General features: G+C 71.7%; 9 protein-coding genes and 1 pseudogene. 3 read left to right on the forward strand and 7 right to left on the reverse strand.

The features are described 5' to 3' along the window. Positions 1 to 32: 32 nt before the first annotated feature. From DFJ66_RS16715 to DFJ66_RS16730, 4 genes and pseudogenes are all read right to left on the reverse strand, one after another. Positions 33 to 476 (reverse strand): annotated as a pseudogene (locus tag DFJ66_RS16715) (DNA glycosylase AlkZ-like family protein); the annotation flags it as partial. Further along, the gene (locus tag DFJ66_RS16720) at positions 449 to 961 is read right to left on the reverse strand and encodes a DNA glycosylase AlkZ-like family protein (RefSeq protein ID WP_121222336.1); all 513 of its coding nucleotides are present in this window, start codon (positions 959 to 961) and stop codon (positions 449 to 451) included. The pseudogene DFJ66_RS16715 and the gene DFJ66_RS16720, both read right to left, overlap by 28 nt. Beyond that, positions 958 to 1,944 (reverse strand): LacI family DNA-binding transcriptional regulator, encoded by a 987-nt coding sequence (locus DFJ66_RS16725; protein WP_121222337.1) that lies wholly within the window; start codon positions 1,942 to 1,944, stop codon positions 958 to 960. The genes DFJ66_RS16720 and DFJ66_RS16725 overlap by 4 nt, the downstream gene beginning before the upstream one ends. 11 nt (positions 1,945 to 1,955) lie before the next feature. Further along, a complete protein-coding gene (locus DFJ66_RS16730; protein ID WP_121222338.1) occupies positions 1,956 to 3,506 on the reverse strand; it encodes a glycoside hydrolase family 13 protein in 1,551 nt (516 codons plus the stop codon). Positions 3,507 to 3,618: 112 nt separating this feature from the next. Between DFJ66_RS16730 and DFJ66_RS16735 the strand changes: the two genes are divergently transcribed. From DFJ66_RS16735 to DFJ66_RS16745, 3 genes are all read left to right on the forward strand, one after another. Then, positions 3,619 to 5,268: a carbohydrate-binding module family 20 domain-containing protein gene (locus DFJ66_RS16735; protein ID WP_246029783.1), complete on the forward strand. Its 1,650-nt coding sequence runs from the start codon at positions 3,619 to 3,621 to the stop codon at positions 5,266 to 5,268. A gap of 64 nt (positions 5,269 to 5,332) precedes the next feature. Next, positions 5,333 to 6,589 carry an amidase domain-containing protein gene (locus DFJ66_RS16740; RefSeq protein ID WP_121222340.1) on the forward strand — a complete coding sequence of 419 codons (1,257 nt, stop codon included), beginning with the start codon at positions 5,333 to 5,335 and terminating at the stop codon, positions 6,587 to 6,589. Positions 6,590 to 6,601: 12 nt separating this feature from the next. Then, positions 6,602 to 6,925 (forward strand): hypothetical protein, encoded by a 324-nt coding sequence (locus DFJ66_RS16745; protein ID WP_121222341.1) that lies wholly within the window; start codon positions 6,602 to 6,604, stop codon positions 6,923 to 6,925. A gap of 40 nt (positions 6,926 to 6,965) precedes the next feature. Here DFJ66_RS16745 and DFJ66_RS16750 read toward each other — a convergent pair whose 3' ends face one another. The 3 genes from DFJ66_RS16750 to ettA form a co-directional block, all read right to left on the reverse strand. Beyond that, entirely contained in the window at positions 6,966 to 11,930 is a 4,965-nt protein-coding gene (locus DFJ66_RS16750) for an NAD-glutamate dehydrogenase (RefSeq protein WP_121222342.1), read from the reverse strand. A 207-nt stretch (positions 11,931 to 12,137) separates the two neighbouring features. Continuing rightward, complete coding sequence (locus DFJ66_RS16755) at positions 12,138 to 15,722, reverse strand: ATP-binding protein (RefSeq protein WP_121222343.1); 3,585 nt, start codon at positions 15,720 to 15,722, stop codon at positions 12,138 to 12,140. 20 nt (positions 15,723 to 15,742) lie between these two features. Further along, positions 15,743 to 17,419, reverse strand: coding sequence for an energy-dependent translational throttle protein EttA (ettA, locus tag DFJ66_RS16760; RefSeq protein WP_121222344.1), 1,677 nt, complete (start codon positions 17,417 to 17,419; stop codon positions 15,743 to 15,745). Between the last annotated feature and the right edge of the window lie 308 nt (positions 17,420 to 17,727).

Consider the following 17,727-nt stretch of genomic DNA (forward strand, 5'->3'; position numbering starts at 1 on the left):
GGCCTCCTGCTGTCGTGCGGATCCACGGAACCCTATCCGGACGCCCGAACCCAGGTTAAGCGCACGTCGGTGCCCAGGAACCGGCCCAGGTCGGCGACTTCCTCCGCGAGGTCGGGGCGGGCACCGAACGCGTGGACCTCGACGTCGGAGCCGGTGCGCCGCCAGGTGGCGACGACCTTGCCGTCCACCACGACGTGCGGGGTGAGGAAACCGCCGCCGGTCTGGATCAGCGGGGCGTGTTCGGGTGCCAGGGCGAGGCTGCGGTCCTTGAAGCCCAACAGGTACGGGTCGAAGTGGCCGAGCATGCGCACGGTGCCGTTCGGGGTCGCCGGTTCGTCGGTCACCTCCGGCAGGTCGCGGACCTGGGACCTGGGCAGGCCGCTCCACGCCGCGAAGTCGGCGGGGGTCGCGGGGCCGTAGGCGCGTCGGTAGCGCCGCCAGAGCTGCTCTACCGTGCCGGGTTCGGGAGGTCGGGCAGGAGCGCGTACTCGTCGTCGAGGGTCCGGTACAGCACGCCGTTGGCCGCCGCGTACGCCATCAGGTGCGCCGGGGCCTGGGACTTCGGGTCAAGGGCGATGCCGACTTCCGCCAGGCGGGCGACCACCTCGGCGCGCGTCAGCGGCGTGGTGAGGACCTCGCGGAGGGCCGGGAGGGCACGGGCGCAGAGGGCGTCGGTGAGGCCGAGTTGGTCGCGACGACGTTTTCCTTGTTGGACGATGAGTGTGGAAAGTGGGCCCAAAACCCAGAGATCGTCCAACAGGAACAGGTGGAGGGTTCCCCGCATGGCCCACGTGCGGACGATCGGGCCCATCAGGGTGTGCACGCCCCGCGCGCGGGCGGCGAGCCGCATCGCGTTGACGTCCTGGGCTTGCAGGGCCAGTACCGAGTCCAGCAGGTCGTGCGTGTCGCCGGCCCGGTGGGACAGGCGTTGGGCGCGCATCCGCTGGGCCAGGACGGTCACCGTCTGGCCCCCGTGGAGCCCCGGACGACCAGCTCGGGCTGGAAGACGAACTCGGCGCGCGGCGCGGGCGTGCCGCCGATCTCTTCGAGGAGCGCGTGGACGGCGGCCTGGCCCATCGCCTCGACGGGCTGGCGGATGGTCGTCAGCGGCGGGTCGGCGAAGACGATGAGCGGGGAGTCGTCGAAGCCCACCACGGAGATGTCGCCGGGCACGTGGAGGTCGCGGCGGCGGGCCGCGCGGATCGCGCCGAACGCCATCAGGTCGCTGCCGCAGACGACGGCCGTGCAGCCCCGGTCGTAGAGGGCGTCGGCCGCCGCCTGGCCGCCTTCCACGGTGAACAGGGAGTGCTCGACCAGCCCCGGCTCGCAGCCCGACTGCGTGAAGGCCTCGACCATGCGCTGGGCGGGCACGAACCGGTACGGGCCGACCGCCAAGCCGATCCGCTCGTGGCCGAGGTCCCGCAGGTGGGAGACGGCCAGGCGCACGGCGGCGCGGTGGTCCACGGAGACGAACGGGGCTTTCACGCGGTCGGTGTAGCCGTTGACCATCACGAACGGCACGCCCCGGCCGGCCAGCTTGACGTACCGGTCGGTGTCGGCGGTCGTGTCGGCGTGCAGGCCCGACACGAACACGATGCCGGTGACGCCCCGGTCGACCAGCATCTCGGTCAGCTGGTCCTCGGTGGAACCGCCGGGTGTCTGCGTGCACAGCACGGGCGTGAAGCCGTCTCGGCTCAGCACCTGCTCGATGACCTGCGCGAACGCCGGGAAGATCGGGTTGTTCAGCTCGGGCGTGATGAGCCCGATCAACCCGGCGCTGCGCTGCCGGAGGCGGGGTGGGCGCTCGTAGCCGAGCACGTCCATCGCGGCGACGACCGCCTGGCGGGTGGCGGCCGAGACACCCGGCTTGCCGTTGACCACCCGGCTGACCGTCGCCTCGCTCACGCCTGCCTGGGTCGCGATGTCACTGAGCCGCGCTGTCACACCGGGTGACTCTACGGGCGGTGCCACCACACCGTCGTGTCAGACGGCACCACCAGCTCGGTGGTGTCGGCCGTGTGCGGGCCTGACGCGAGCAGGACTTCGCCGTCGAAGGGCACGCGGACGTCCTCGGCGCCCAGGTTGACCACGCAGGTGAAGTCGCGGCGGCGGAAGGCCAGGACGTTCGGCGGGGTGTCCAGCCACTCGACCTCGCTGCCCTGGCCCAGCGCCGGGTGGTTGCGGCGGATGCGCAGGGCGTCACGGTAGAGGTGGAGGGTCGAGGACCGGTCCTCCTGCTGGGCGGCCACGCTCAACGCGCCCCAGGTGTCGGGCTGGGGCAGCCAGGAACCGCCGTCGCCGAAGCCGTACGACGGGCCGTCCGCCGTCCACGGGATCGGCACTCGGCAGCCGTCGCGGCCCCGGTCGGTGTGGCCCGAGCGCTCCCACACGGGGTCCTGGAGGACGTCGTCGGGCAGGTCCAGCACCTCGGGCAGGCCCAGCTCCTCGCCCTGGTAGACGTAGGCCGAGCCGGGCAGGGCCAGCATGAGCAGCGCGGCGGCGCGGGCGCGGGCCAGGCTGCCGTAGCGGGTGACGTGCCGCTGCACGTCGTGGTTGGACAGCACCCACGTCGTGGGCGCGCCGACCGGGGCCATCGCGGCGAGGGAGTCGTCGATGACGGTCTTGAGGGCCGTCGCGTCCCACTCGGCGGTCAGGTAGTGGAAGTTGAACGCCTGGTGCAGCTCGTCCGCGCGCAGGTAGCGGGCGGTGCGCTCGGGGCTCGGGGTCCACGCCTCGGCGACGCCGACCCGGACGCCCGGGTAGGAGTCGAGGACCTTGCGCCAGTCGCGGTAGATCTCGTGCACGCCGTCCTGGTCGAAGAACGGCAGCGCCTCGGTGCCCAGCAGCTTGAGCTGCTCGGTGCGGCCCACGTCCGGCAGGCCGTCCGCCTTGACCAGGCCGTGCGCCACGTCGATGCGGAAGCCGTCGACGCCCAGGTCCAGCCAGAAGCGCAGGACGTCCAGGAACTCCTCGCGGACCTCGGGGCGCTCCCAGTTCAGGTCGGGCTGCTCGGGCGCGAACAGGTGCAGGTACCACTGGCCGTCCGGGACGCGGGTCCAGGCCGGGCCGCCGAAGATGGACTCCCAGTCGTTGGGCGGCAGGTCGCCCTTGCCGTCGCGGAAGTGGTAGCGGGCGCGCTCCGGGGAGCCGGGAGCGGCCTGGAGGGCCTGCTGGAACCACTCGTGCTGGTCGCTGGTGTGGTTGGGGACGAGGTCCACGATGATCCGGATGCCGAGGTCGTGGGCGTCCTCGATGAGCCTGCGGGCGTCTTCGAGGTCACCGAAGAGCGGGTCGACGGCCCGGTAGTCGGCGACGTCGTAGCCGCCGTCTGCCTGCGGCGACGAGTAGAACGGCGTGATCCACACCGCGTCCACGCCCAGGTCGGCGAGGTACGGGAGGCGGGAGCGGATGCCGGGCAGGTCGCCGACGCCGTCGCCGTTCGAGTCGGCGAAGCTGCGCACGTAGACCTGGTAGATCACGGCCTCGCGCCACCAGTCCTGGCTCATGGGTTCCGTCCTTCCTCCGGGAGTGGCGGGACCGATGAAATACTTTGCAAGTGTTTTCAGCAAGTCCGGCAGGTGGTATGACCTAGAGCACATCCCTGCCGAAGGAGACAACGTGGTTTCCTCAGTCAAACGCGCCTTCCTGCTGTGCGCGGCCCTGTTGTTGAGCGTGCTGGTCGTTCCGCAAACTTTTGCAACACCGCCCGGCCCGAAGGACGTGACGGCGACCCTGTTCCAGTGGCCGTTCGACCGGGTGGCGGCCGAGTGCACGTCCACCCTCGGCCCCGCCGGGTACGGCTTCGTGGAGGTCTCGCCGGCCACCGAGCACATCCAGGGCGGCCAGTGGTGGACCTCGTACCAGCCGGTGAGCTACAAGATCGCCGGGCGGCTCGGTGACGAGGCCGCCTTCCGGAACATGGTCTCGACCTGCCACGCGGCCGGCGTGAAGGTCATCGCGGACGCGGTGATCAACCACATGAGCGCCGGGTCCGGCGTCGGGACGGGCGGGTCGTCGTACTCGAAGTACACCTACCCCGGCTACTACAGCGACTGGGACTTCCACTCGTGCCGGACGTCCATCTCCGACTACCGCAACCGCGACAACGTGCAGAACTGCGAGCTGGTCGGGCTGTCGGACCTGAACACCGGCAGCGAGTACGTGCGCACCACCATCGCCGCCTACCTGAACCGGCTGATCGCGATGGGCGTGGACGGGTTCCGGGTGGACGCGGCCAAGCACATCGCGGCGGCCGACCTGTCCGCGATCAAGGCCAAGCTGACCAACCCGTCGATCTTCTGGGTCCACGAGGTGATCTACGGGGCCGGCGAGGCCGTGCAGCCCGGCGAGTACACCGGTTCGGGTGACGTGGACGAGTTCCGGTACGCCTACGACCTCAAGCGGGTGTTCCAGAACGAGAACCTGGCCTACCTGAGCAACTTCGGGCAGGCGTGGGGGTACCTGCCGTCCGGGCAGGCGCGGTCGTTCGTGGACAACTGGGACACCGAGCGCAACGGCTCGACGCTGACGTACAAGGACGGGTCCACCTACACGCTGGCGAACGTGTTCATGCTGGCGTGGCCGTACGGCGCGCCGAACGTGTACTCGGGCTACGAGTTCACCGACCACGACGCCGGTCCGCCCGGTGGGTCGGAGTGCTACGTCGGGTGGAAGTGCCAGCACCGGTGGACGCAGATCGCGGGCATGGTGAAGTTCCGCAACACCGTGGCCGGGACGTCGGTGGTGAACTGGTGGGACAACGGCGGTGACGCCATCGCGTTCGGGCGCGGGTCGCGCGGGTTCGTGGTGGTGAACCGGGAGACGTCGGCGCTGTCCCGGACCTTCCAGACCTCGCTGCCCGCCGGGACGTACTGCGACGTGCAGCGGTCGGGGTGCTCGCCGGTGACCGTGGACTCGTCCGGCCGCTTCACCGCCACCGTGGGCGCGGGCGAGGCGTTGGCCCTGCACGTGGGTGCGACCTCGTCGGTGTCGAGCACGTCGTTCGCGGTGAACGCCACGACGTCGTTGGGGCAGAACATCTTCGTGGTCGGCGACCACCCGTCACTGGGGTCGTGGAACACGGCCAACGCGGTGGCGCTGTCCTCGGCGACCTACCCCGTGTGGCGGGGTTCGGTGTCGCTGCCGGCCGGGACGTCGTTCCAGTACAAGTACATCCGGAAGGACAGCTCGGGCGCGGTGACGTGGGAGAGCGGCGCCAACCGCACCGCCACCGCGCCGGCGTCGTTGAGCGACACCTGGCGGAGCTGAGATCGGCGTGGCCGGAAGCTGTCGCGGCGCGCACAGCTTCCGGCCACGGTGCTTTCGTGGGCGCATGGTGAGTTTCGCCGCGCTCCGCGACGCCGACCCGGCCGCCTGGAAGTCCGCCGCCGACGACTGGGTGACCCTCGCACGGCACTGCGAGCAGTCGGCGGCCGACATCTACCGGCGCGGCAGCGCGGCGCTGGACGACAGCTGGCGCGACGCCGTCGGTGACCTCGCCGCGGACCGGCTCGCCGAGCTGGCGAACGAGTACCAGGCCGCCGGCATCACGATCCGGGGCGTGGCGATGACCCTGGAGGGCTTGGGCGAGGCCGCCGAGACGACGAAACGGGGGCTGCTGGCGGCGGTCGAGTACGCGCGGGCGCACGGGCTGACCGTGGACGAGACCACCGGCGCCGCGTACTACGCGCAGGCCGGGCCGTACACCGACGACCAGGTTCGTGCGCACTCGGTGGCCAACACGCTGATCGGCGAGGCGTTGGTGTCGGCCACGCGGATCGACCAGGAGGCGAGCGCCGAGCTAGCCGCGCTGGCCCGGGCCACCGAGGTCACCGACCTGGACGAGGCGAACCGCTACCAGAGCTCCGCCGCGCGCAACCAGCTCGACCTGTACCGGGAGGCGCTGCCGATCGGGCTGGGCCCGGAGGCGGTGCGGGCGTGGTGGGACGCGCTGTCCCCGCAGGACCAGGCCGAGTTCGAGCGCGCGGTGCCGGTCGAGCTGCACGACCTCGACGGCATCCCCGAGGAGGTCAGGGACCGGCTGCGCGGCGACAACGGGTACAACGCGGTCGAGGCCGTGCGGTGGGCGCGGGAGAACTGGGACGACCTGGAGACCGACCGGTTCGAGGACAACTGCGCCAACTTCGTGTCCCACACCCTGCACCAGGGCGGCGGGCTGCCGATGAAGACCGACGCGTTCGGCGGGACGCTCAACGACGAGAACTGGGCCAGCGACCGCGGCACCGGCGTCGACCAGGTCGACCGGTACGCCTACCTGAACACCCCGAGCTGGGCGCAGGCGGAGACGCAACGGCAGTTCTTCCTGGACAACGGCGGGCGGGAGGTGCCGCTGTCGGAGGCGCGGCCGGGTGACGTCGTGTACTGGGTCCAGGAGGGCGGCGGCCACACCACGATCGGGGAGGCGCACCACGCGGCCGTGGTCACGGGGGTCACCCCCGACGGCGACATCCACTACACCCAGCACACGGACCCGGCGATCGACGAGAGCCTGAACGGCGGCACGGCGTCCTACGACGTGTCCGCCGGGCAGCAGCGGGTCGTCGTGGTCCGGCCGCGGCAGACGTGGTGAGAGGAGACCTCCATGGCACCACCGGACGTGCACATGGCGCCCGCCGACGTCGACGCGGTCGGCGGGGAACTCGGTGTGTTGAGCGACGACGCGCGGCGGGTGACCGCCGGGCTGTTCGACCGGACCACCGCGGCGGCGACGACCAACGCCGGGTGGGCGTCCTCGCCGGCCGCTTCGACCTGCGGCGACCGGTGGAAGCACCGGGTGAGCGCGCTGGTGAACGGCACCGCCGCGCTGGCGCTCAGCGTCCAGCGGTCGGCTCGGGCCTACCACGCCGCCGACCAGGAGACCGCCGCGCGGCTGCGGGACGTGTTGAGCGACATGGCCGCCCGGTGACGGGCCGGGGCTCGCGGGAACCCCGGCCCGTCGACCGGCGCTAGCGGATCATGCTGCGGACCTGACGAGCCGCCACCGAGAGGGTGGCCAGGTCCAGGCGGCTCGCGCGGTTGATCTCCTCCAGGGCCGCGCGGGCGCGGGCCAGCCTCGACGCGTTCGCCTGTTCCCAGGTGGCGATCTTCTCCGCGGGCGAGTCGCCCGGCTCGCTGGAGCGCAGCACGTCGATGGTGATCGACCGCAGCGACGAGTAGAAGTCGTCCCGCAGGGCCAGGCGCGCCAGGGCGTGCCAGCGGTTGCCGCGTTCCAGGCCGCTCACCGAGCTGAGCATCCGGTCCACGTCCAGGTGCTCGGACAACGCGAAGTACAGCTCCGCGGTCTCCGGGTGCGAGCGCTCGTGGCCGACGCCGTGGCCCTCGCCCTCGCGTTCGGCCAGTTCCGCCACCTCGGTCACGTCCAGCAGGCCGTAGGTGAACAGCAGCACCGCGACCCGGCGGGCCAGGTCCTCGGGCACGCCGGCCGTCGTCAGCCGGTCGATGTGCGCGAGCACGGACTCCTTCTCCCGGCCCTGGAGCATGTCCAGCGTCCTGGGCGCCAGCTCGCTCACCACGCCGGCGAACCGGGCGATGGTCGAGCCGACCGCCAGCGGCTGCGGGCGGTTGGTGAGCAGCCACCTCGACGCGCGGTCGAGCAGGCGGCGGCTCTCCAGGACCATGTCGTCCTGGACCTCGGTGGCGATCTTGGTGTCGAGCGCGCGGATGTCCCGCCACAGCGACGGCAGGTCGTAGATCGCCGTGACGACCGTGTAGGCACGCACGGCGTCGGTCGCGGACGCGCTGATCTCCTCGGCCAGCCGGAACGCGTAGGACACGCCGCCGCCGTCCACGACCTCGTTGACCAGCACGGTCGTGATGATCTCGCGGGCCAGCGGGTGGCTGCCGATGGCGTCGGCGAACCGCTCGCGCAGCTCGCTGGGGAAGTAGTCCGGCAGCCGGCGGGCGATGACGTCGATCGTCGGCAGGTCGCTGGCCAGCACCTCCTCCTTCAGCGCGAGCTTGACGTGCGCGAGCAGCGTGGCCAGCTCGGGCGAGGTCAGGCCGTCGCCGGCCTTCTCCAGCGCCTTGAACTCCGCGGGGCTCGGCAGGGCCTCCAGCGCCCGGTCGAGGTGGCCGCGCTGCTCCAGGTCGGCCACCAGGCGGGCGTGCACCGACAGCATCGGGGCCGCGTGCGCCCGGGACACGCCCAGGACCTGGTTCTGCGAGTAGTTGTCCGCCAGCACCAGCTCGCCGACCTCGTCGGTCATCTGGCCGAGCAGCTCGTTGCGCTGCTGCTGGTCGAGCCGGCCCTCGCGGACCAGTTCGTCGAGCAGGATCTTGATGTTGACCTCGTGGTCGGAGCAGTCCACGCCGGCCGAGTTGTCCAGGGCGTCGGTGTTGACCTTGCCGCCGGCGCGGGCGAACTCGATGCGCCCGCGCTGGGTCAGTCCCAGGTTGCCGCCCTCGCCGACCACCTTGACGCGCAGGTCGGCGCCGTTGACGCGGATGGCGTCGTTGGCCTTGTCGCCGACCTCGGCGTGCGACTCGGTGCCGGCCTTGACGTAGGTGCCGATGCCGCCGTTCCACAGCAGGTCCACCGGGGCCAGCAGGATCGCCTTCATCAGCTCCTGCGGGGACAGCTTGACCACGCCCTCGGGCAGGCCCAGCGCCACGCGTGCCTGCTCGCTGACCGGGATGGACTTGGCCGTGCGCGGCCACACGCCGCCGCCGGTGCTGATCAGCGAGCGGTCGTAGTCGTCCCACGACGAGCGCGGGAGGTGGAACAGCCGCTTGCGCTCGACGTAGCTGGTGGCCGCGACCGGGTTGGGGTCGATGAAGATGTGGCGGTGGTCGAACGCGGCGACCAGGCGGATGTGCTCGGACAGCAGCATGCCGTTGCCGAACACGTCACCGGACATGTCGCCGACGCCGACCACCGTGAAGTCCTCGGCCTGGGTGTTCACGCCCAGCTCGCGGAAGTGCCGCTTCACGCTCTCCCACGCGCCCTTGGCGGTGATGCCCATGGCCTTGTGGTCGTAGCCGACCGAGCCGCCGGAGGCGAACGCGTCGCCCAGCCAGAAGCCGTAGGACTGGGACACCTCGTTGGCGATGTCGGAGAACGACGCCGTGCCCTTGTCCGCCGCGACCACCAGGTAGGTGTCGTCGCCGTCGTGCCGGACCACCTGCGGCGCCGGGATGACCTTGCCCGAGCTGAGGTTGTCGGTCAGGTCCAGCAGGCCGGAGATGAACATGCGGTAGCACGCGATGCCCTCGGCCAGGAACGCCTCGCGGTCCAGGCCCGGGTCGCCGGTCGGGACCGGCGGGCGCTTGACCACGAACCCGCCCTTCGCGCCGACCGGCACGATCACGGCGTTCTTCACCGCCTGAGCCTTGACCAGACCCAGGATCTCGGTGCGGAAGTCCTCGCGCCGGTCGGACCAGCGCAACCCGCCACGCGCGACCGGGCCGAACCGCAGGTGCACACCCTCCACGCGCGGGGAGTACACGAAGATCTCGAACCGGGGCCGGGGCTGCGGCAGGTCCGGGATCGCGCGCGGGTCGAGCTTGACCGCCAGGTACGGGCGGGGCGTGCCGTCGGCGTCGCGCACGAAGTAGTTGGTGCGCAGGGTCGCCTGGACCAGGGTGAGCAGGCTGCGCAGGATGCGGTCGGCGTCCAGGCTGGTCACGTCGTCGATCATCGCCGTGATGTCGGCGACCAGGGACTCCGTGCGGGACTCGCGGTGCGCCTCGTCGAGGTTCGGGTCGAACCGGGCCTCGAACAGCCGCACCAGGGCCGTGGCGACCTCGGTGTGGCCCAGGACGGCGTCCTCGATGTAGTCCTGGCTGTAGGCGATGCCCGCCTGGCGCAGGTACTTGGCGTAGGCGCGCAGCATCGCGGCCTGCTGCCAGGTCAGACCGCCCTTGAGCACCAGGGTGTTGAAGCCGTCGACCTCGGCCTCGTTGCGCCAGGCGGCGGCGAACGCGTCCTGGAAGCGGGTGCGGACCGACTCCAGGTCGTCCTGCGACAGCCGGTCGAGGGTCACCTGGTCGATGCGCAGGCCGAAGTCGTAGATCCAGCACTCGGTGCCGTCCTCACGGACCAGCTCGTACGGGCGCTCGTCCGCGACGACCACGCCCATGCGCTGGAGCATCGGCAGCACGTCGGACAGCGTGATCCGGGCGCCGGCGAGGAACAGCTTGAACCGCCGCTCACCGGGCTCCGCGTCGCGCGGGACGTAGAACTGCATGTCCAGGTCGCCGCGGCCCAGCGCCTCGATGCGCCGGAAGTCCTCCAGGCCCTCGGCGGCGGTGAAGTCCTCCTTGTAGGCCTCGGGGAACGCGGCGGCGATCCGCAGGCCCTGCTCGGAGGCCGACTCCGCGCCCAGACCGTCGCCCTGCGCCTCCAGGACCGCCTCGACCATGCGGTCGTCCCAGGAGCGGACGGCCTCGGCCAGCAGGTTCTGGATGTAGGCGGTGTCCGGCTCGACCTGGCGGTTCGGGTCGGTGTGCACCATGAAGTGCACGCGGGCCAGCGCCGACTCGCCCACGCGGGCGCTGTACTCCAGGTTGACGCCGCCGAGCTCGGCGATCAGGACCTCCTGCATGGCCAGGCGGGAGGTCGTGGTGTACCGGTCGCGCGGCAGGTAGACCAGGCACGAGTAGAAGCGGCCGTACGGGTCGCGGCGCAGGAACAGCCGCAGGCGGCGGCGTTCGGCGAGCGCGATGACGCCGGTGACGGTCTGGTAGAGCGTGTCCGTGTCGACCGAGAACAGCTCGGTGCGCGGGTAGTTCTGGATCACCTCCAGCATCCGCTGCCCCGAGTAGGAGTGCAGCGGGAAGCCGGCGCGGTGGATGACGTCGCGGACCCGGCGCTCGATGGCGGGGATGTCCAGGACGTCCTCGTGCAGGGCGGTCGTGGAGAACACGCCGAGGAACCGGTGCTCGCCGGTGACGTTGCCGTCCGCGTCGAAGGTCTTCACACCGACGTAGTACGGGTAGACCGACCGGTGGACACTCGACTGGGCGCTCGCCTGGGTCAGCACCAGCAGCTCGGGCGAGAGGGCCTGGGCGCCGGCGTCGGGACCCGCGGTGAGGCTGCGCGCCGCGAGGCTGTCCTGTCTGAGCACACCGAGCCCGCTGGCCAGCACCGCGCGCAGGGCGGGGTCGCCGCCGGTCGCCGGGTCGTCGCGGACCAGCTCGTACTTGCGGTAGCCCAGGAAGGTGAAGTGGTCGGCGGCGAGCCAGCGCAGCAGGCGGGCGCCGTCGTCGACCTCCTCGCGGTTCAGCGGCGGCGGGTCGGCCTGGAGCTGGTCGGCGAGCTGAAGGGCCGTGTCGGTCATCTTCTTGGTGTCCTCGACGACCTCGCGGACGTCGTTGAGGACGGTGTGCAGCTTGGTCTCCAGCTCCCGCGCCCGGTCCGGGTCGGTGAGCAGGTCGACCTCGATGTTCATCCACGACTCGGCCATCGCGTCACCCGGCGGGTCGGCCGGGTCGGCGGTCGGCATGACCTCGTTGAGCACGCCGGTCACCGGGTCGCGGCGGACCACCACGATCGGGTGGACCACCCGCTGCACCTGCACGCCGCCGCGGGTCAGCTCGGAGGCCACCGAGTCGACCAGGTACGGCATGTCGTCGGTGACCACCTGCACCACGGTGGCCGGGCACGTCCAGCCGTCGTGCGCGCGGGTGGGGTTGAGGATGCGCACCACCGGGCGGCCCGGCACGCGGGTCTCGGCGAGCTGGTAGTTCGAGCGCACCGCGCCGACCAGGTCCACCGGGTCGTCGTCGTTGACTTCCTCGGCGGGCACGTGGCGGTAGTACAGGCGGATCAGGTCGGCGAGTTCGGGGGCGCCGGCGGCGGCCCGTTCGATCAATTCGTCACGCGCTTGTTCGGGACTGGCCTGGGTGCGGCCGGCACCGGCGTCGTGGCGAGTGGGGAGGTCCGATCGGGACGGGACTCCAGTCGAGGTCATGTTCAGGCGACTCCACGCTATCCGGCACCTCTGTGTGCCGGGTCCGCGCACCACTTAACCAGACGCGGTCGACCCTGTCGGAGCAACCCTGGACACTGAATCGAGCCACTTGCCGTCAAGTGGAAAATCGGCCTCGCGCGGACTATTTTCGGTGTCCCCGGTTATGTTACCCGTGGGAAACCTCAATTAAACCTCAAATGCTTTTCGTCAGCTTTCGGGCAGCGTCCAGCGGGGCGGTTCGAAGGCGACCCGTTCGATGGGTGTCGTGGTCTCGGCGTCCGACGCCGGCGGTGCGACCGACGCGCCGACCGAGTGGCCGACCGGGGTGATCGGGGTGATCGGGGTGATCGGCACTGTGCTCTCGGCGCTGTCCGCGTCAGCCTGGTAGCGGTGCGGTTGCTCCTCGTACTCCCGGTACTCCTGGTGCTCCTGCTGCTGCGCTTGGGCGGCTTCGTCCTCACGCCGACCGGCTTCGTAGGCGACCAGGGCCTCGGCGAGCAGCTCGGCCAGGCTGAGATCGCTCTTCGGCCGCCGCGAGGCCCGCGTGGCACTGGGCGACCCGTCCCCGAGCTCGACCGTCCGCCCCCCGACGACCACCGTCCGCACGAACGGCTCCCCACCGTCCTCCGAACCCGCGCCCTCCGACTCCCCGCTCGCCTCAGGCTCCACCGCATCCGGCACGGCGGGCTCGATCGGCACCGGCTCGACAGCCGAGGCCGGTTCGACGGGCGACACCGGCTCGACGGGCGACACCGGCTCGGCGACCAGCGGCGTTTCACCGGCGGACGCTGGTTCAGCGGAAGTCGTCGGCGGGGGCGTGACAGGTGCAGCCTCCGGTTCCGGTGCCGGTTCTGGTGCCGGTTCTGGTGTCGGTTGCGGTGTCGGTTCCGGTGCCGGGTCGTCCCGCTCGACATCGCCGAACCCGAGGAACCCCGAGGGCGCACCGATCCCCGGCGACTCCCGCCGTTCCGGTAGCAGGGGTGGCTCGGGCGACTCGGGGAACGACTCCGGCACCCTCGCCGTTGGGATGACCGGCCCCTTGATGAAGGCGGCCCCGAGCCCGAGCGGCGGGAGGTCCTCGTCCCGTTCGGAGGGCTTGACCATGGCGGGCGAGTCGAACATGTCCACGTCGCCGCCAGTCTGCTCCCGCAACCGCTGGGGTGCCTCGACCCGCCACTGGACGTCGTCGTTGTCGGCGGGGGCAGCGTCCTCGACCTCGGGCGCACGCCGCCGACCACCGGCACGCTGGGAGTCCAGCAACCCGGCGGCCTTCAAGGTCTCCAACACGCTGCCGCCATCCGACCCTTGCGGAACGACAGCCTGCTCTCCCTGCGCCTGCCCCTCCCCTTCAGCAGCCTCCCGAGCCGCCCGCCGCCGCCCACTCCGCACCGCACCGGCAGCAGCGATGAGCCCGGCAGCCGGCACACTCCGCTCCCCCGCCCCGGCAGCGCCCGCTTCAGCCCCCGCCTCGGCACGCGCAGCACCGGCATCGGCACCAGCACCGGCATCGGCCTGCGTTGATGACGTCACAGGCACCGACTGCGGCGCGGATGCGGACGGCACCGACGGCGGCGCGAAGACGGAGGGCACCGGCGGCATCGGCTCGTCCGGCGGCATCTGCCCGGCGGGCGGCGTCAGGTTGGCGGGCGGCGTCGGCTCGGCAGGCGGCGGCATCTGCCCGGCGGGCGGCGCCAGCTCGGCAGGCAGCGTCAGGTCGGCGGGCGGCGTCGGCTGGGCAGTCGGCGTCGGCTCAGCGGGCGGGGTCAGCTGGGCAGACAGCGTCGGCTCGGCGGGCGGCGTCAGGTCAGCGGGCGGCATCGGCTCGGCGGGCGGTGTCGGCTGGGTGAGCTGCGGCGTGTGCTGCGTCGGAGCCGGCGGGGCCGAAGGCAGTGGGGCGGGTGGGGCCGGTGGGGCCGCCGGGGCCTGCTGGGCGGCCGGAGTCTGTGGCTGGGCTGATGGGGTGGGGGCTGGGGGTGGGAACAGGGGGTCGGTTTCGGTGAAGGTGGTGGACGTGATCGGGGTCGAGGCGAAAGGGGTCGCCGGGAAGGAGGTTCCCGGGAAAGGGGGTGCCGCTGCCGGCGGTGGTTCCGGGGGTGGGAACTGGGGGGCGGTCTCGGAGGGCGTGGTCGCCTGCTCTGGCTGGGGAGCCGTGGGGTGAGCGGCGGGTGGGGGTGCAGCGTTGGTGGGGGCTGCCGGCGGCTGTGGTTGCAGGGCCGGCGGCAGGGGCGGGAAAAGAGGCGGGGTGGGCCGTTCGTGGTGGGCGAAGGCCTGTTCCAGGTACGTGCCCCCGCGGGGACGCGGGCGGCCCTGGGTGGTTTCCGGGGTCGTCGTGACGGCGTCTGTCGTCGTGAGGGGGTTCGGGGGCGTTGCGGGTTCCGGGGCTCGGCGGCGGCCTCCCGGCGACTGGGGCGCCGGGGACACGGGTGCCGAGGAGTCGGGGGACTGTGCTTGCGGGGACTGGGACTCCGACGGGTCGCCGAAGGGCTGGACCAGGCGCCAGCGGTCGGCGGCGTGGGCCCTTGCGGCGGAGATGCCTTCCACCGTCATGTCTTCGGCTGCTCGGCGGGCTCGCTTGACCCGCAGGCCCTCGGTGCGGTGGACCTGGACCGGCCGCCACTGCCGCAGCTGCTGCTTCACCTCGGGCGTGAGGCCTGCTTCCGGCTGGCCGCGCAGCGGGGTGCCCTCGCGCAGGAGGGCCGCCAGCTGGTCGTGCAGGCCGGACGGCTGGCGGTGCACGCCGGAGAACTCGGCGGCCAGCCGGGCGCGGACCGCGTAGACGGACCGGGCTCGCCTGCGTTCCGCCGCGTGCGCGGAGCGGAGGTCCGCCAGTGCCTCGGTCAGGTCGCCGGACACCTCGTGCACGTGGGCCAGGGCCAGCAGGCTCTCGGCCAGCAGGGTGTCCAACTGGTGGCGTTCGGCGCTGTCGGCGGCCTCGCGCAGCAGGTCGCGGGACTGGTCGACCCGGCCCGCGGGCAGGTGGACGCGGGTCGCCAGTGCGAGCCGGAGCCAGCCGGCGGCGGTCGCGGACGGCGCGCGCACCGGGCGTTCCAGGAACGGGGTCCCGGTCTCGGACGCCTCGGCGTGCTTGTCCGCGTCCATCAGGGCGCAGACCAGTTCCACGACCAGGCCGCCGCGGACCTGACCGCTGTCGGACTCGGGGTCGGTCAGCTGGTCGAGCAGTTCGACACCCTCGCGGGCCGCCGCGATCGCCGCGTCCAGGTCGCCCCAGCGGCGGTGCTGGCCCGCCGCCGCCGCGCGCAGGGTGCCGCGCAGCAGCAACGCGGTGTCGTGGTCGAGCACCGGGTCGGAGGTGTAGAGCTGGTCGGCCTCCTCCAGCGCCTGGGTCAGCGCCGAACCCCGCCCCACCGACACCAGGCACTCGCTCGCCTGCACCAGCGCCGAAGCGCGCAGGGCGTCCGGGACGCCCTCCGCCTCCAGCACCGGCCGGACGGCCGCGAACCCGGTCAGCGGGGCACCGACCGCGCGGGCGATGTCGGCCAGCTCCACCCGCAGCCGCCACGCCGTCTCGTGCTCGGACTCCGCTTCGGCCGCCTTGAGGGCGTCCAGCGCCCGGTCGGCGACCTTGACGCCCCGACCCACCCGGTTGCTCGCGAAGACCACCAACGACTCCGCGCGCAACCGGTCGACCTCGTCGCGGCGGGCGGAGGCGAGCGCCACCGCGCGCTCGCCCAGCACCAGAGCCAGCTCCGGTGCCCGCCAACGCAGCCGCCAGGCGGGCACGACCAGCGTGCTCACCTCGACGTCCGCCTGCGCCTCGCCCCTCGCCGCCACGATGTCGTCCTCGCCTCGGCTCAGTCCCGTGTGAGCTTGCGGTAGGTGACGCGGTGCGGACGAGCCGCCTCCGCGCCCAGGCGCTCCACCTTGTTCTTCTCGTAGCCCTCGAAGTTGCCCTCGAACCAGTACCACTGGGACGGGTTCTCGTCCGTGCCCTCCCACGCCAGGATGTGCGTGGCGACGCGGTCGAGGAACCAGCGGTCGTGGGAGATGACCACGGCGCAGCCGGGGAACTGCTCCAGCGCGTTCTCCAGCGACCCGAGGGTCTCCACGTCCAGGTCGTTCGTCGGCTCGTCCAGCAGGATCAGGTTGCCGCCCTGCTTGAGGGTGAGCGCCAGGTTGAGCCGGTTGCGCTCACCGCCGGACAGCACGCCCGCCGGCTTCTGCTGGTCGGGGCCCTTGAAGCCGAACGCGCTGACGTAGGCCCGCGACGGCATCTCGACGTTGCCGACGTGGATGTAGTCCAGGCCGCCGGAGACGACCTCCCACACGTTCTTCTTCGGGTCGATGCCGGCGCGGTTCTGGTCGACGTAGGACAGCTTGACCGTCTCGCCGATCTTCACCGTGCCCGCGTCGGCCTTCTCCAGCCCGACGATGGTCTTGAACAGCGTCGTCTTGCCCACGCCGTTGGGACCGATCACGCCGACGATGCCGTTGCGCGGCAGGCTGAACGACAGGCCGTCGATCAGCACCCGGTCGCCGAAGCCCTTCTTCAGCTTGTCGACCTCGACCACGACGTTGCCCAGGCGCGGGCCCGGCGGGATCTGGATCTCCTCGAAGTCGAGCTTGCGGGTCTTCTCGGCCTCGGCGGCCATCTCCTCGTAGCGGCCGAGACGGGCCTTGGACTTGGCCTGGCGCGCCTTGGCGCCGGACCGCACCCACTCCAGCTCGTCCTTGAGCCGCTTCTGCAGCTTCTGGTCCTTCTTGCCCTGGACGGCCAAGCGCTCGGCCTTCTTCTCCAGGTAGGTGGAGTAGTTGCCCTCGTACGGGTGCGCCTTGCCCCGGTCGAGCTCGAGGATCCACTCGGCCAGGTTGTCCAGGAAGTACCGGTCGTGGGTGACGGCCAGGACCGCGCCCGGGTACTGGGCGAGGTGCTGCTCCAGCCACAGGACGCTCTCCGCGTCCAGGTGGTTGGTGGGCTCGTCGAGCAGCAGCAGGTCGGGCTTGCTCAGCAGCAGCTTGCACAGGGCGACGCGGCGGCGCTCACCACCGGAGAGCGTCTTGACGTCGGCGTCGGGCGGCGGGCAGCGCAGGGCGTCCATCGCCTGCTCCAGCTGGGAGTCGAGGTCCCACGCGTTGGCGTGGTCGAGCTCCTCCTGGAGCGCGCCCATCTCCTCCATCAGCTCGTCGGAGTAGTCGACGGCCATCTTCTCGGCGATCTCGTTGAAGCGGTCGAGCTTCACCTTGATCTCGCCCAGGCCCTCCTGGACGTTGCCGAGCACGGTCTTCTCCTCGTTGAGCGGCGGCTCCTGCTGGAGGATGCCCACCGTGTAGCCCGGCGAGAGGTACGCCTCGCCGTTGCCCGGTGTGTCCAGGCCGGCCATGATCTTCAGCACGCTCGACTTGCCGGCGCCGTTCGGGCCGACCACGCCGATCTTCGCACCGGGGTAGAACATGATGGTGACGTCATCGAGGATGACCTTGTCCCCGTGCGCCTTGCGCACCTTCTTCATGGTGTAGATGAACTCGGCCATGCCCGCGATCGTAGAGCGGTGCCGATCGGGCAAGTACCTCGGACGCCGGCAACGAAGGTCGCGACAACGCAGAGTTAACGCGAACGTGGGTCACCCACACCTGTAACAGCGTGCGGTAGCCACTCAGGTACGGCGCTGTGACCAGCGGATCCGGCCTGATGCGCGAACTCGGTGCGGTGTCAAGCCCTCATGCCTGCACGGGACCCGCCGATGCCACGCCGACCCCACGACCTCCCTCCTCGATGCTCGGTGACGGCGACGCTTCGACCGGCATTGTGCGCCCTCGACCCGCGCTCCGACCCGGATCG

This window comes from Saccharothrix variisporea (assembly GCF_003634995.1).
GTDB classification, from domain to species: Bacteria; Actinomycetota; Actinomycetes; order Mycobacteriales; family Pseudonocardiaceae; genus Actinosynnema; species Actinosynnema variisporeum.

Bases quoted from the DNA above. Each gene is read 5' to 3' on its own strand.
- DFJ66_RS16730 (WP_121222338.1), bottom strand. From the start codon at position 3,506: ATGAGCCAGGACTGGTGGCGCGAGGCCGTGATCTACCAGGTCTACGTG.
- DFJ66_RS16740 (WP_121222340.1), top strand. From the start codon at position 5,333: ATGGTGAGTTTCGCCGCGCTCCGCGACGCCGACCCGGCCGCCTGGAAG.
- DFJ66_RS16745 (WP_121222341.1), top strand. From the start codon at position 6,602: ATGGCACCACCGGACGTGCACATGGCGCCCGCCGACGTCGACGCGGTC.
- DFJ66_RS16750 (WP_121222342.1), bottom strand. From the start codon at position 11,930: ATGACCTCGACTGGAGTCCCGTCCCGATCGGACCTCCCCACTCGCCAC.
- ettA (WP_121222344.1), bottom strand. From the start codon at position 17,419: ATGGCCGAGTTCATCTACACCATGAAGAAGGTGCGCAAGGCGCACGGG.